Raw genomic sequence first — 12,830 nt, 5'->3', positions numbered from 1 at the left:
AATGTACGAAGTCGGGAGACTTCGTAATCTGGTGCATTGAAATTTTAAAATATTTTTTTTTAAAAGGAACCAACTTTTGGGTAAAATTAAACCTGATTGTATGTTAGAATTCTTCTTACCTTATTTAATTCAACAATTCAGAATTGTTAAGGATTAATTCTATCTTTTTTATAATTATGGTAATCTGATTCATTTGTGCTTCTATGTTTCTAAAAAAGAGGCTAATGTCTCTATTAGCCCAACTTTCAGAAATTACACGTGCACCCAAACTAATTCTCAAAACCGCAGTTTGACAATCATTGCTGTATTTTACATCTACAGGTTGCCCAATATGACATTTTTGAGCTGCAAGCCTAATGATTTCTATTGGGGAATCCAAAAATTTGTCGGATATGTCGGAATTCAAAAGTGTGTAAAGTTTTTTTACATGATCAGTAGATAGTACTTTCTCATTTTTAAGAACAAAGAAAGGGAAAATTGTACAAATATTCCTTAGCCCAAATTCTTTACTGTCATAAGTATTCGTTTTTGTTTTATCTCCAAAAAGGAGTTCTAAAAAGGGAGCGTCTTCAATAGAATCTTCAACAAAATTGCAGAACATCTCAATTCCCATATTTCTATATAAAACAGGTGTTTTGTAATAGCGATCCATTTCAACTATGGCCGCATTCCAGCGCATATTAGAGCCATAATTAAATCCATCTGATAAATTTTTCGAACAGAACCAGGATGTTGGCCAATCGGAATGGTTGTAATACGTGGTCAAACCTTTTGGCAATGTAGTTTTTACAGAATTAATGAATTTACTAACCCTTTTAGGCAAGATTAATGCACCTGAATAAGGAGGTCCCGTAAAATATTTGCTTCCTGTTATTGTAATAATGTATCCTTTATTTAAATAATTTTGAATGTCTTTTGGATCTAATCTAAGTTGCGAAGCATCGACAATAATTTGCATGGATAAATTGCCAAGTGCATTCAGGCTTTGTATCAACTCTTCACTAGGTGATTGATAGCCTAATTTTGATTGATCCATTACATGCAATACAACATGCCTTCCTAATTCATTAGTCTTTGAAATTGCAGTAAAAATCTCTGTATCCAATTGTAATGTTGATTTTAATTCACCGTTTTCCTCTCTTAAAGGAACTTTAATCAGATCGATATCTCTAAATCCTGTAATTTTATCTCCTTTTGTAACTGGATAATTTAAAGCTGTTGTGTTTTCAAAATGACATCCTTTTAGTGCGGCAGGCACGCCGCTGCCAGTTTCATCAGAAGCTACTAAAATATGTGTAATTTCCTTGTCGGAGATAATTTGAGTAATGGCTGCTATTTGTAGGGCAGAATCAGTCCCAGATGGAGAAAAGATTATTTGACATTCCTCATTAATTTTAAGGGTTTTTCTGAGGTTGTTTTTTAGCAATTCTGAAAATGCAATGGTTGTATTTTTGAAACCTTTTTTTAGGCTATTTTGAATTAATATACGTCTAACTTTGTCTGTTTTATCAAAAGCAAAATTAGAGATACTTGTTGCAGTAGATGAGGCGAAAGTAAAAGCGTCGGGTCTTGGAAATGGTCGACAGCCATATTTGTTTAACAGTTCAATTTCGTCAATATTCAATCTAAGATCGCCACCTGACATTAATAAATATTCTGTTGGTTTTGCTAGATTTTCAAGTATTGGTTCCCAAGACTTTTCAAATACTTTTTTTGAATCATTTATTCCATGTATAGATTGAAGCTCAGAATTTTTTAATAAAGATTCGACATCTAAAGTATCCACATTTTTAATCATATTAATTAAAAAATGATTGATTTTTTCTAATTTTTCCTTATCCTCTTTTGGCAATATTTCATAAAATATTTTAGTGACTTTTAGAGCCGCTATATCACATAAAAGTGTATCCGATTTATCTTTCCCTAAAGCTTTATACCAAAGTTGCCATTCAACTCCATATCTCAAATAAATTAACGCTAAAACGGGTTTGTCTAAAAATGACGAACCAATTATTATTGATTTGTTAGGGACAATTTTAAATAGATTGGGTTCATTATTTGAAGTAATAATGTTTATGTTGTTTATTTTTGGGACAGTATTAAATCTCTTTAATACTCTAACCAAATAATTCACATTTTCTTTTTCAAATAAACGGGTTCTTTTATATTGATCTTCAATAAGTATATTATTTGTCATTTGTGTTGAAATTAAAACTTTAAAATTAATCTAAATCAGCCTGATTTTAGAGTTGATTTATTTAAAAATTCGGCTGCACATTAGTCAAAGCGCAAGACCAAAGGCTAGCAAATGAAATGAATTGTTTTAGTACTTCGCTTACTTTCGAAAACGAAACACGAGCAACGGTCCCACTTTTTATTTTTGACAAAACGCATATTTTTTTCATTTCTTATGCACAGCAACTATCTCTTCAAGAAATTTTGAGCCATTCGTATTATTTCAAGCGAACGACTGTTATGTAATTTATAATTCTTTTTTTGATATTATTAATGATTACAAACGTGATCTTCGTGATGGTGGCAAGTTTCGCCCGAATCCCCTATTTGGCCTTGTAAAAAGTTCTCGGCTAGTTGACGAACATCGCCAGAGCAACCCCGATAAACTTCAATGCCATGATTTTTTAGCACATTCAATGCCCCATCTCCCATGTTTCCTGCGAGCATTACACTAACGCCTTTTTCTTTTAATATAGTTGCAATATTGCTTTTACAACCGCAACCCTGCGGTGACGGCAATATTTCTGTTTCTACAACCTTTTTATTTATGTCTACTGTAAATACTGTGTAAGCATCACAATGTCCAAAATGGTCATCGACCATATTTCCGGTTGTAGGTGCTGCTAATTTTATCATAATAATTTAGTTTTTATAAAGTGTGTTAAATTCCCAATTCGACATCAAGCCCATTTTATTTGCATGATTTGGATATGATAGGATTTTGATTTATTTCTCCTTTTTTTAATAAATATAGTTGATGATGATAACTTCCTTCTCGCATCATTTTCTTTCTGCAATGCGGACAATCATTTTCTCGACAGGGTTTTCCCTTAGTATGCGGTATCCGTGTATTGCAATTTACACAGATACAATATCCGTCACTATCATTTCCTTCCATTTGGTTCGATTTTTTTGTTTAATTTTCGTAATAAATTTGAGTGACAATAATTGCAAGTATCAGTTTCCTCTTTACTGATATTCAATTTTAAACATTGTTCGCACTTGTACCAGCAATCGTCTGTATGGTAATTGCCACCTTCAATAAATATTGCTTTGCCTTCTACAAAAGCTTTTGCAATTGCTCTTCTTGCTTTTTCATATATTCTGGTAAAAGTTGGTCTTGAAACGTTCATTTGCTCGGCGGACAGTTCTTGTGTCAATCCCTCGTAATCTGAAAGTCGCAATGATTCATACTCTTCATACAACAATATAACAGGTTCCAAATCTGTCATAGCAATTCCAAAGGGTTTAAACCCTTCCATTATTGGCGGGTTTACAATAGTTCTATTTCGCTTTGGTCTTGGCATTTTTTGTTGTTGTTATAATTAATACAGTTTGTTGTGATGCAAAAATACAAATTATAACGAACATTTGTTCATTATAATTTGTATTTTTGTGTGTAATAATTTTCAAAATACTACTGAGGAACAAATTAAGATTAAGTGTAATACTTGAGTTTCGGGGAAAATAATGGCATACTCCAGTTCAGTTTATCAATGATTTTATCTTTAGTGGACCAATAAATAGTATTAAAATTCAAATACTAATTTCACCCAACGGGGATCAAAATACGTGGTATTATTGAAAAAGTTAGAATAACTTTTTCAGTCTAAGCCTACGGCAGACAAAAAGTTGTTTCCAACTTTTTCAACAAGCCGTTGGGACGGCATTTTATACTCGAAAAACAACCAACATATAACCCTCTCAAAAGTTGTGAATAACTTTATGATGCTTTACATAGGAGTAGCTGTTAGCGATAGTGCATTAGTCAAGTTTCAGTCTCGCACCAATTACTTTTTCTAACAACAATGTATGACCGTTTTCACTTGTCCACTTATTTGTTTCGACTTCGAATCTAAAGATATTAAACGTTGGAGAAGTTAAAGCATTTGTAACAATACAAATTCTATATTTTTCTTCAACTTGAGATTGATAAAATTCATTTGGACTTAATTCAATTGCTAATTTTTTTCCAGATAAACCTTTGACTTCTAATAATAATTTATTATGCAAATCTAAAGGCTCTTCGAAGTCTCCCGACTTCGAACTTTTTTAAATGTTCTTGTAAAATGTAAATCTACTAAAAGTCTCCTGACTTTTACCGTGAATGCCTTTATTATTAAAAATGCTTTAGAGTTTGTATTTCGAAATTAAGATATAATTACATAATAATGGTTTTGTTCTCTTTATGATGATTTTAAAAAAAATATGCTGTTGCAAAGGTCTATTCGTTAAAAGTCGGGAGACTTTTGACATGTTTAAGGCTTTCAAGAACTTTTAAAAAATGTACGAAGTCGGGAGACTTCGTAGAGCTGGGAAGAATTTTATTATTTGAACTTACTCGGCATAGTGATCATCATTATAAATCAACGCGTAAATATCAAATATTACGTCACATGGACGATAGTTTGCAATTGCCCTTGGGATATCCTGGAAGTATGCTTTTGGCATTGATACCACCGCTTTGGTTTGCAATTATTAATAAAAAAATTGTAGAAGGAGAGGAGTTAAATTTGGTTTTGAAATAGTATCTTTATTTTGAAAAATTGGTATCAACATAAGTTTTATTTTTAAATGAAAATAGGTTGATTAAGTTAACAGAATAAATAGAATATGGAAAGTAGGATTCAGAATCGCAATGAAGAGTTGGCCAATGGAATTTCAGCTCTTCGAAGTCTCCCGACTTCGAACTTTTTTAAATGTTCTTGTAAAATGTAAATCTACTAAAAGTCTCCTGACTTTTACCGTGAATGCCTTTGTTATTAAAAATGCTTTAGAGTTTGTATTTCGAAATTAAGATATAATTACAAAATAATGGTTTTGTTCTCTTTATGATGATTTTAAAAAAAGAATATGCTGTTGCAAAGGTCTATTCGTTAAAAGTCGGGAGACTTTTGACATGTTTAAGGCTTTCAAGAACTTTTAAAAAATGTACGAAGTCGGGAGACTTCGTAGAGCTGGGTTTTTTTAGTAATATTCATAGGAAATTGTACCTATTAATGGACTAGTTGAACCATCTTGATATTTTGAAAATACGCCTTTTATTGGGTAGTTTTCGATATTGTAAGTTAGGTTAGTTGTGGTAGCTCCAGTTGATGTTGAGACAGAAATAATATTGTTTGGCACAATAGGACCTAATAAAACTTCACTGCTAAGTATAAAATAATAAATACTTTTATATAAATTTTTATAGGAATAATAAAGTGGATTTTTTTTGGCATCATATTTATAATTTACAACTACATCAGGAGTATTATCAATATTTGATTTAAAGGCTAGCTGTACTACATTATTATTGCTATCATATTTAAATTCATGAATTAAAAATTGATTAGAATAAGTCGATGTATTTTGAACTGTTTTAGTAATTCTACCTTTATCATCAATGTGAACTTCCGAAACTATAGTATTTGTTGTGCCTTTTGGATTCTCGTAAAAGTTTGTTACAATAATTTTATTGGTTAAATATTCTAATGTAGAAAAATCGTTGGTCCCATTTCTAACCTTTTTAATTAATCTATTTTGATTATCATATAAATATGAAAATTTATGTAATCCAAATTGTTCCGATATAAGTTTTCCTTCATCATTATAGAGATAAGTGGTTTCTTGTTTTGGGAGATCAAGATACTGGGAAGTTTCTTTAGTTAAGAGGCCTTTATGATATTCAAATTCAGTAGAACTTTCCCCATCTAAGGTGTATGATTTTAAATAGTTTTTATTCAAACTTTCATTATTATCTTCAGAATTATCATTACTGCAACTGCAAATAATAATTAAGATAAATAAATATATTTTTTTCATTTTTTAAAATTACTGTCAACGTTCTCGCGCTACAAGCAGTTTGGGGTTAAATCAGCGTTATCTTTCGGATTTGCCAAATCTTCCAAATACAAACCAATTTTTCCATTAAGCCAATTCCCCAAATTGCTTGTAGCGTGTGTTAGCGGTTCGGGCTTATTTCGGGCTCGGTTTATATCCTGTCATTGTTATTTTGAATAAACGTTTTTATTATGAAGTTCCATCCATTTGGTTGGATCTGCAATGTCTATCCACCCAAATTTACGATATAGCTCGTGTGCGTCTCCTGTGAGTAAAATCCAACGTCTTAAACCTTGTAGACTCGGATAGTTCATAACCGTTTCCATTAACCATTTAGAAAGCCCCAATCCTCTGTATTCTTCTAAAATATATACGTCGCCCAAATAGGCAATCGTTGAAAAATCGGTAATGATTCTTGCAAGGCCAATTTGTTTTTCGTCTTGGTAAACACCAAAGCAGAATGAATTTTCAATAGCAGTTTGCACCTTGTCTTTCGGAATATTTATGCACCAATACGCTCTGGTTGATAAAAATTCGTGAATGGCGTCAAGGTCTAATTTTACCTTGTCGGTTGAAATGCAAAACTCGCCTTTGTATATGTTTATGTCTGTCATAGTTTCTGTTTACTGTCCGTGTCGATTTAGCCTGACCGCTAACTAATATATATGTGTAACACTATCACACATATTCACCAGCTCTTCGAAGTCTCCCGACTTCGAACTTTTTTAAATGTTCTTGTAAAATGTAAATCTACTAAAAGTCTCCTGACTTTTACCGTGAATACCTTTATTATTAAAAATGCTTTAGAGTTTGTATTTCGAAATTAAGATATAATTACATAATAATGGTTTTGTTCTTTTTATGATGATTTTAAAAAAAATATGCTGTTGCAAAGGTCTATTCGTTAAAAGTCGGGAGACTTTTGACATGTTTAAGGCTTTCAAGAACTTTTAAAAAATGTACGAAGTCGGGAGACTTCGTAGAGCTGCGCAAGCAACGAAACCCTAGCTGTTAGGCGTAGGCAATTCTATTCAGTCGCCTGCTTAATTAAAAAAGTTCTTTCAATTTAAACTTTGGTAAACCAAAAGGTAAAGCAACAATTGCAATAAACCATAAGATTGGTCCGCCATAAGTACCCCAGTCACCCTTAATATGTCCTGGTGTTACCTGTAGAAACAAAAATGACAAATCGGCTAATCCTATAATGAAAAATCCTATAAAATATGCTAGCCAAGGTTTGCTGTTTTTCCATAACATTACACCTAATAAAATACCTAGCATTCCATAACCAGCAACGTCTAAACAAAAATTCAAAATAAAGTTTGCAGTTACTTTAAGTGTCATCGGGTCTGTGGCAAATTGGAATTTGTCAGCTGGCATTTTGTCTCCACCAAGTAATGCACTCCATAAACCTTTATTTGGGTCGGTAATGTATTGGCTAACACCTATGAAACCTACATAAATGTGTAGAACACCCCAAATAACATATGCTATTGACCCGATTTTAATTGCATTGTTAAGTCTTTTTTGATTTTCAATTTTGCTATTGTCCATTTTTATTAAATTTTAATTAATCAATGGTACAAAATTGCAACTATAAAACTGAATACTTTTTTACCTAAGTTAAAAAATCATTTCTTAGATCTTATTCTGCTTAAAGTTACTTGTGAAATCCCTAAATAACTTGCGGTCTCTCCCAAACTTATCCTCTGCAATAAATGATGGTTTTCATTTATAAACTCTTTATAAAGTTCTGTTGCATCTGCGTCAAACATTTCTTTAATACGCTTTAAATTTACAACGGCTGCCATTGTAAATAGTTTTCTCGAAAAGGTTTCAAATGAATGATGTTTTCTACACAATTCGTCAAAATCAGCATAATCAATAGTGCTGGTTTCAGTGTCCTCCAAAGCAATTGTAATGAATTGCGATGGTGTTTGATTAGTAAAACTGTCTAGAACCGTAAAGAAATTAGTCTCTAAAAAAAACCGTAGAATAAAAACTCTGTCTTTATGATGATAGTAATGCTTTACCAAACCTTTGTCAATAAAGAATAGATTTTTACAAATTTGTCCTTCTGTGTTTATGACTTGTCCTTTTCTAAAAGACTTTGATTTCAGTCTGGGCAAAAGGTCTTCTTCGGCTTCTTTTGAAAGCTGAGAAACTTTGTTCACATATTTTGTAAATTCTGACATCTCTTATTTGTCGTATGTTCTTAGTGTGTCTTTTGCTTACGCCTAACGTTTCCGCGCTACAAGCGGTTTGGGACTAAATTAAGCCCTATTTTCGGACTTGCCAAATCTTCCAAATACAAACCATTTTCAAATTAAGCCTAATACCCAAATTGCTTGTAGCGTGTGTTGGCAATAGTGCTTTCTTTATGGTTTAATTCGTATGATTTGATTATCTTTCAATATAATCAAATCACTATTCATTTTCTTTTTGAACTCAATTAATTTTTCATAAACTTTGTCCATTCCTTCCAATATTTTAGTTTGGTTTTGTGTTCTTTTATGAGTTTTCATTATAGTAATTTTTTAGTTTATTGAATTTAATTTCATTCAAAATATTCACTTCTGATTCCAATGTTTTTTCCGCTATTAATTCAGGTTTTCCCGCTGAATTGTCAAAAATCATAACTTCGTCAACAATTGAAAGATAAATTTCAAATAAGTTTTTTATCCCATTCTTGTATCTTCTGCGAATAACGTCATTTTTAATATTATGACCTCAGCTCTTCGAAGTCTCCCGACTTCGAACTTTTTTAAATGTTCTTGTAAAATGTAAATCTACTAAAAGTCTCCTGACTTTTACCGTGAATACCTTTATTATTAAAAATGCTTTAGATTTTGTATTTCGAAATTAAGATATAATTACAAAATAATGGTTTTGTTCTTTTTATGATGATTTTAAAAAAAAATATGCTGTTGCAAAGGTCTATTCGTTAAAAGTCGGGAGACTTTTGACATGTTTAAGGCTTTCAAGAACTTTTAAAAAATGTACGAAGTCGGGAGACTTCGTAGAGCTGGCTATTTTGAAAAGCTTGTGAGAGAACTAAAAAGAATTTAAAATAAATAACATAAGATCAGGAAATGAAAATAATTATAACATTTTTTAAAATTTTAGCAATCATTTAACTTCCCAAACCGATAGGCGGATTTGCAATCCGTGCCGACAACGTATATCAAAATAAATGTAAATTGTATTTATATATGATTTTTATTGTGGCTTATTGTGGTGGGCACGGATTGCAAATCCGCGCTATCGGGGTGCCTAATACCCAAATTGCTTGTAACGTGTGTTGGCAGTAGGTGTTTTCTAGTTTATTTCGACTAGATTATATTCAAATTTTTCTTTTTGGGAGAGAGTATTTATAATAGTTGTTTTTGTGATTACTATGTTACAAACTTCGCCAACGTGCAATTCTTTAATTAAAGTCATTATAGAATTTGGATATTTTACTGTATAGGTATGATTATTACTTCGATCAAATACTTCAATTTTATTTTTTAAACTTAAAGTAATTATTTCAGATTCAAAACTTAGTGTTTCGGGTTCTAAGATTTCTATACTTTTAAAAGTATTATAGAACATTGAAATTTTTTCAGAGGTTCCAAACCATTTTTTCGTTTCGTAATTTGGGCTTTCCCAAGTAATTTCAACTTCTAGATTATCGTGAATTAATTCTTCTAAAAATGCTGAAAAATATTTAGAATTTTTAGTTCCAACTTTTTCAATATTTTCCATTAATTCAGATTCATCATTTGAAGAAAATAATTCAAAAGTGTTTTCAAGCGAATTTTGAACAATACTATTCCCGAAAATATCTGGACTTGTTTTTGCTGAAACATAGAATATTGTAGAACCTACTCCTAAACCTTCTAAACGAATGTCTAAAGAATTTTTCATCAAGGCTTCAATTTTTTTACCACCTTTTTTTCCAAATTGTAGAAATTGGGAAGTCTTATAAAGAGCATTTGAAAATGAATTTGTAATGCCTCCAACAGAACCTAATGGAAAAGTTCCGTTTTTTGCAATATTTCCAATTAACCGTAATGCTATTATTTCTTTGTTACGTTTTAAATTTTCAGTATAGAGATAACTTTGTAAATTTGTTATTTCTGATTGGTAATTTTCTATTTGGATTTTTACGGCAAAATTTTGTGGTTCGCTTGAAAGTAACGAACTAAGTTCTTCAATTTGGGATTGAAGATAGATTATGTTTTCTTGTAAATTACTAATTGTTGCCATAATTAAATTTTGCTATTCCCTTTGGTTGTTCACTTCGCGAATATCCAAACCAACCGCGCCAATAACTTCTATTATTTACATCATCATCTGGACAAAGTAAAATGTCAATATTATATCTTATTTTAGTTAGTGGTCTATTGAATAAGCTATTAACAATCGCTTTTTTCTCGTCAGACAATGCATTTAATGAATCAATATTGTAAACAATTAAAATATCTATGTCTTCAGGTTCAACTTTTAATGTTGTAAAAGATCCATCAAGCCATATTTCAAAATTAGTGTTTAATTTAGATAACTCATCCAAAAAATTCCTTAATTGATTTACTAGAATTTGTCTTTTTGAGTTGCTTTCAAAATTTGTAACAAACAAATTATCTAATTGATTTAGATCAATTGTGTGAAATCCTGGTGGAAAAATTGGTTCAAATTCGGGTTTGTCCATAGTTATTTATGTGGTTTCTCGTACACTTACTGCCAACGTTCTGGCACTACAGTGGGTTTGGGACTAAATTAAGCCCTATTTTCGGATTTGCCAAATCATCCCAAATACAAAACCATTTTTCCATTAAGCCAAATGCCCAAATCCGTTGTAGTGGCTGTTGGGCATCGTTATTTTATATACTCGTTTATTAGTTCAATTTTTTGGTCAATGTATTTCACAATTTCGGTTGGTTTCATTTCAGATTCTTTGAATCCAAAAATATCATTTTTACAACTTCCGCAATATTCTCCAATTTCAACAGATTTATTTCCACATTCACAATTCCAAACTTCTTTTTCTTTCGATGATAAAAGTTGCTTTTTTGTAGACATTTCGCCTCTTTCTTTAAAAGTTTCAGAAATAAAAGTTTTGGTCTGATTTAAGTTTTCAATATCTTCTTTGTCATAAAATGATTTGTCATAAGTTGCTATTCTTAAACCAATTTTTTGTTTTTTGAAATCTGAATTTTTAAGTAAACTCATATTTTTTTCATAATCAAATAAGTTTAATTCTTTGATTACTTTAGATAAATACAAAGCAACTTGATGATTAGTTTCGGTTTCAATTTTGTCGTAAAGTAAATTTACTTTTTTGCTTTCTTCTAAAGCATCAATATAACTTATAAAATTTTTATTGAATATATTATAAGCATCTTGCATTGATTCAAAGTCTTCAATTACGCTTGAATGTCTTCTTAATAAGGCTGGGAAAACTTCTTGAACTTGATTTGATGTTATAAAGCTCCAAGTTTCATCATCATAATATAATTCTCGCTTTTCAGCTTTTTCAATAATACTTTTTCTTTGTCTTAAATTGTTTATTCTTTCAACGCCAACATTTTCAAACTTTTCATTTGTGTTTGATAATGAATTTAATCTTTCATCTTTTTCAATAATTACCGCTGTTCCTATAGCTGTTAACATAAACATTGATTTTCCCTTTCCTGAAATTTCATCCATATCAATATTCAAACCTATAACACAATTTCCGCCAATTTCGTGCGCGTTGTATTTTATTCTCTCAATTGCTTCATTATAGAGAGAGGACAACTGTTTTTGATATGAACTTGAACGCCCTCCAAATACATCTGTTAATCCTCCTAAAAAATCACTAAATAAATTGGTTCCTGTTACAATATGAGCAGAAACTGGTTTTAAATGTTTTTTTATTTTCAATCCTTCAGCGGAAGAAGTTGTTATTACTAAAATATCTTTAGGATTTGCCATAGTTTAATTTTTAGTTTCTAATTTAGTACGGTTAGCTATAATGATGCCCAACTTATATATATGCGAAACAAAACTTCGTTTATACATACTTCAGTTGGTTAGCTTGACGAAACATTCGTCAGCATTATTTTTCCAAATATAATTGATTTTCTCACAATTCCAATTCGTTATTATTTTTTAATCATTTCCCGCATCGTCTCCATCTGGATTTCCATTTTTTGTATGATCGCCTCTTTCTGGTCAAGTTCTTCTTTTAGGGCTTTTTCGCGAATGGTTTCAAAACGATAGGGCAGGTATTCGCCCAATTGAGCGATAAAATTGTGTTTCAATGCCAAGCTTAGTTTCCATAAAACGGCAAACTGCAGTGTATCTCTTTTGCAATAGGCTGTCAGTCCTTTGGGGCGTATGTTCAGTGCTCTGGCTACATCTGCTTTGGTTACAAGCTGCTGTGAAATGTGATAATTGATAAAATTCCCCACTAGCGGGTACTGATCGCCTCTGTCGAGGCTGTGTTTTTTATTGTTGTCTGTCATAATAGTCTTTTTTTAAATAGTTTATACCCGATAATAGTGATCAAACCACCCTATTATGTACCCCTATACTCCCTAAAAGCAGTACCTATACTGCTATTTATAGGGAGTAGGGGTACTATAAAGAAGGGGTGTTGCTCCCTTAAAAGAGGGGCTATACTCCCTAAAGAAGGGAGGTTTAGCTCTTATTTGTAGGGGGCAAAGGGTATTTTTGTGGGTGTACTAGTAACCAAAAGCACTCCTATTAGTACTAGAAAACAACCCGAATAGGTCGTTTTTTGATTC

14 protein-coding genes are annotated in these 12,830 nt (G+C 31.4%); 1 reads left to right on the top strand and 13 read right to left on the bottom strand.

Annotation, left to right across the window (positions count from 1 at the left end):
* Window positions 1–124 precede the first annotated feature (124 nt).
* The 4 genes from OYT91_RS09185 to OYT91_RS09170 form a co-directional block, all read right to left on the bottom strand.
* Entirely contained in the window at window positions 125–2,197 is a 2,073-nt protein-coding gene (locus OYT91_RS09185; protein WP_281237722.1) for a hypothetical protein, read from the bottom strand.
* A gap of 308 nt (window positions 2,198–2,505) precedes the next feature.
* The gene (locus tag OYT91_RS09180) at window positions 2,506–2,871 is read right to left on the bottom strand and encodes a NifB/NifX family molybdenum-iron cluster-binding protein (RefSeq protein ID WP_281237721.1); all 366 of its coding nucleotides are present in this window, start codon (window positions 2,869–2,871) and stop codon (window positions 2,506–2,508) included.
* A 248-nt stretch (window positions 2,872–3,119) separates the two neighbouring features.
* Window positions 3,120–3,542, bottom strand: a complete 423-nt coding sequence (locus OYT91_RS09175) for a DUF134 domain-containing protein (RefSeq protein WP_281237720.1) — start codon at window positions 3,540–3,542, stop codon at window positions 3,120–3,122.
* Window positions 3,543–3,999: 457 nt separating this feature from the next.
* The gene (locus OYT91_RS09170; RefSeq protein ID WP_281237719.1) at window positions 4,000–4,248 is read right to left on the bottom strand and encodes a protein NO VEIN domain-containing protein; all 249 of its coding nucleotides are present in this window, start codon (window positions 4,246–4,248) and stop codon (window positions 4,000–4,002) included.
* A 383-nt stretch (window positions 4,249–4,631) separates the two neighbouring features.
* Between OYT91_RS09170 and OYT91_RS09165 the strand changes: the two genes are divergently transcribed.
* Complete coding sequence (locus OYT91_RS09165; RefSeq protein ID WP_281237718.1) at window positions 4,632–4,763, top strand: hypothetical protein; 132 nt, start codon at window positions 4,632–4,634, stop codon at window positions 4,761–4,763.
* Window positions 4,764–5,202: 439 nt separating this feature from the next.
* Here the strand turns inward: OYT91_RS09165 and OYT91_RS09160 are convergent, their stop codons facing one another.
* The 9 genes from OYT91_RS09160 to OYT91_RS09120 form a co-directional block, all read right to left on the bottom strand.
* The gene (locus OYT91_RS09160) at window positions 5,203–6,039 is read right to left on the bottom strand and encodes a hypothetical protein (RefSeq protein WP_281237717.1); all 837 of its coding nucleotides are present in this window, start codon (window positions 6,037–6,039) and stop codon (window positions 5,203–5,205) included.
* 185 nt (window positions 6,040–6,224) lie between these two features.
* The gene (locus tag OYT91_RS09155; protein ID WP_281237716.1) at window positions 6,225–6,671 is read right to left on the bottom strand and encodes a GNAT family N-acetyltransferase; all 447 of its coding nucleotides are present in this window, start codon (window positions 6,669–6,671) and stop codon (window positions 6,225–6,227) included.
* A 433-nt stretch (window positions 6,672–7,104) separates the two neighbouring features.
* A complete protein-coding gene (locus OYT91_RS09150) occupies window positions 7,105–7,611 on the bottom strand; it encodes a hypothetical protein (protein ID WP_281237715.1) in 507 nt (168 codons plus the stop codon).
* Between the two features lie 77 nt (window positions 7,612–7,688).
* Complete coding sequence (locus OYT91_RS09145) at window positions 7,689–8,252, bottom strand: Crp/Fnr family transcriptional regulator (RefSeq protein WP_281237714.1); 564 nt, start codon at window positions 8,250–8,252, stop codon at window positions 7,689–7,691.
* Window positions 8,253–8,435: 183 nt separating this feature from the next.
* Complete coding sequence (locus OYT91_RS09140) at window positions 8,436–8,582, bottom strand: hypothetical protein (protein ID WP_269222053.1); 147 nt, start codon at window positions 8,580–8,582, stop codon at window positions 8,436–8,438.
* A gap of 793 nt (window positions 8,583–9,375) precedes the next feature.
* A complete protein-coding gene (locus OYT91_RS09135; protein ID WP_281237713.1) occupies window positions 9,376–10,308 on the bottom strand; it encodes a hypothetical protein in 933 nt (310 codons plus the stop codon).
* Entirely contained in the window at window positions 10,295–10,750 is a 456-nt protein-coding gene (locus OYT91_RS09130; protein WP_281237712.1) for a DUF6932 family protein, read from the bottom strand. Before OYT91_RS09130 ends, OYT91_RS09135 begins: the two co-directional genes overlap by 14 nt.
* 167 nt (window positions 10,751–10,917) lie before the next feature.
* Window positions 10,918–12,015 carry a YbjQ family protein gene (locus tag OYT91_RS09125; RefSeq protein ID WP_281237711.1) on the bottom strand — a complete coding sequence of 366 codons (1,098 nt, stop codon included), beginning with the start codon at window positions 12,013–12,015 and terminating at the stop codon, window positions 10,918–10,920.
* A gap of 170 nt (window positions 12,016–12,185) precedes the next feature.
* A complete protein-coding gene (locus OYT91_RS09120) occupies window positions 12,186–12,548 on the bottom strand; it encodes a hypothetical protein (protein WP_281237710.1) in 363 nt (120 codons plus the stop codon).
* Window positions 12,549–12,830: the final 282 nt, after the last annotated feature.

The sequence above is a fragment of the Flavobacterium praedii genome (assembly GCF_026810365.1).
Classification (GTDB): Bacteria; Bacteroidota; Bacteroidia; order Flavobacteriales; family Flavobacteriaceae; genus Flavobacterium; species Flavobacterium praedii.
Note: the sequence above shows the minus strand (reverse complement) of the source record. Positions and strands in the feature narration are given on the sequence as shown.

What these genes read in the sequence shown, in the direction of transcription:
- OYT91_RS09120 (WP_281237710.1), bottom strand. Translation starts at nt 12,548, where the DNA reads ATGACAGACAACAATAAAAAACACAGCCTCGACAGAGGCGATCAGTAC.
- OYT91_RS09135 (WP_281237713.1), bottom strand. Translation starts at nt 10,308, where the DNA reads ATGGCAACAATTAGTAATTTACAAGAAAACATAATCTATCTTCAATCC.
- OYT91_RS09160 (WP_281237717.1), bottom strand. Translation starts at nt 6,039, where the DNA reads ATGAAAAAAATATATTTATTTATCTTAATTATTATTTGCAGTTGCAGT.
- OYT91_RS09165 (WP_281237718.1), top strand. Translation starts at nt 4,632, where the DNA reads ATGGACGATAGTTTGCAATTGCCCTTGGGATATCCTGGAAGTATGCTT.
- OYT91_RS09155 (WP_281237716.1), bottom strand. Translation starts at nt 6,671, where the DNA reads ATGACAGACATAAACATATACAAAGGCGAGTTTTGCATTTCAACCGAC.
- OYT91_RS09130 (WP_281237712.1), bottom strand. Translation starts at nt 10,750, where the DNA reads ATGGACAAACCCGAATTTGAACCAATTTTTCCACCAGGATTTCACACA.
- OYT91_RS09145 (WP_281237714.1), bottom strand. Translation starts at nt 8,252, where the DNA reads ATGTCAGAATTTACAAAATATGTGAACAAAGTTTCTCAGCTTTCAAAA.
- OYT91_RS09175 (WP_281237720.1), bottom strand. Translation starts at nt 3,542, where the DNA reads ATGCCAAGACCAAAGCGAAATAGAACTATTGTAAACCCGCCAATAATG.
- OYT91_RS09180 (WP_281237721.1), bottom strand. Translation starts at nt 2,871, where the DNA reads ATGATAAAATTAGCAGCACCTACAACCGGAAATATGGTCGATGACCAT.
- OYT91_RS09140 (WP_269222053.1), bottom strand. Translation starts at nt 8,582, where the DNA reads ATGAAAACTCATAAAAGAACACAAAACCAAACTAAAATATTGGAAGGA.
- OYT91_RS09125 (WP_281237711.1), bottom strand. Translation starts at nt 12,015, where the DNA reads ATGGCAAATCCTAAAGATATTTTAGTAATAACAACTTCTTCCGCTGAA.
- OYT91_RS09185 (WP_281237722.1), bottom strand. Translation starts at nt 2,197, where the DNA reads ATGACAAATAATATACTTATTGAAGATCAATATAAAAGAACCCGTTTA.
- OYT91_RS09150 (WP_281237715.1), bottom strand. Translation starts at nt 7,611, where the DNA reads ATGGACAATAGCAAAATTGAAAATCAAAAAAGACTTAACAATGCAATT.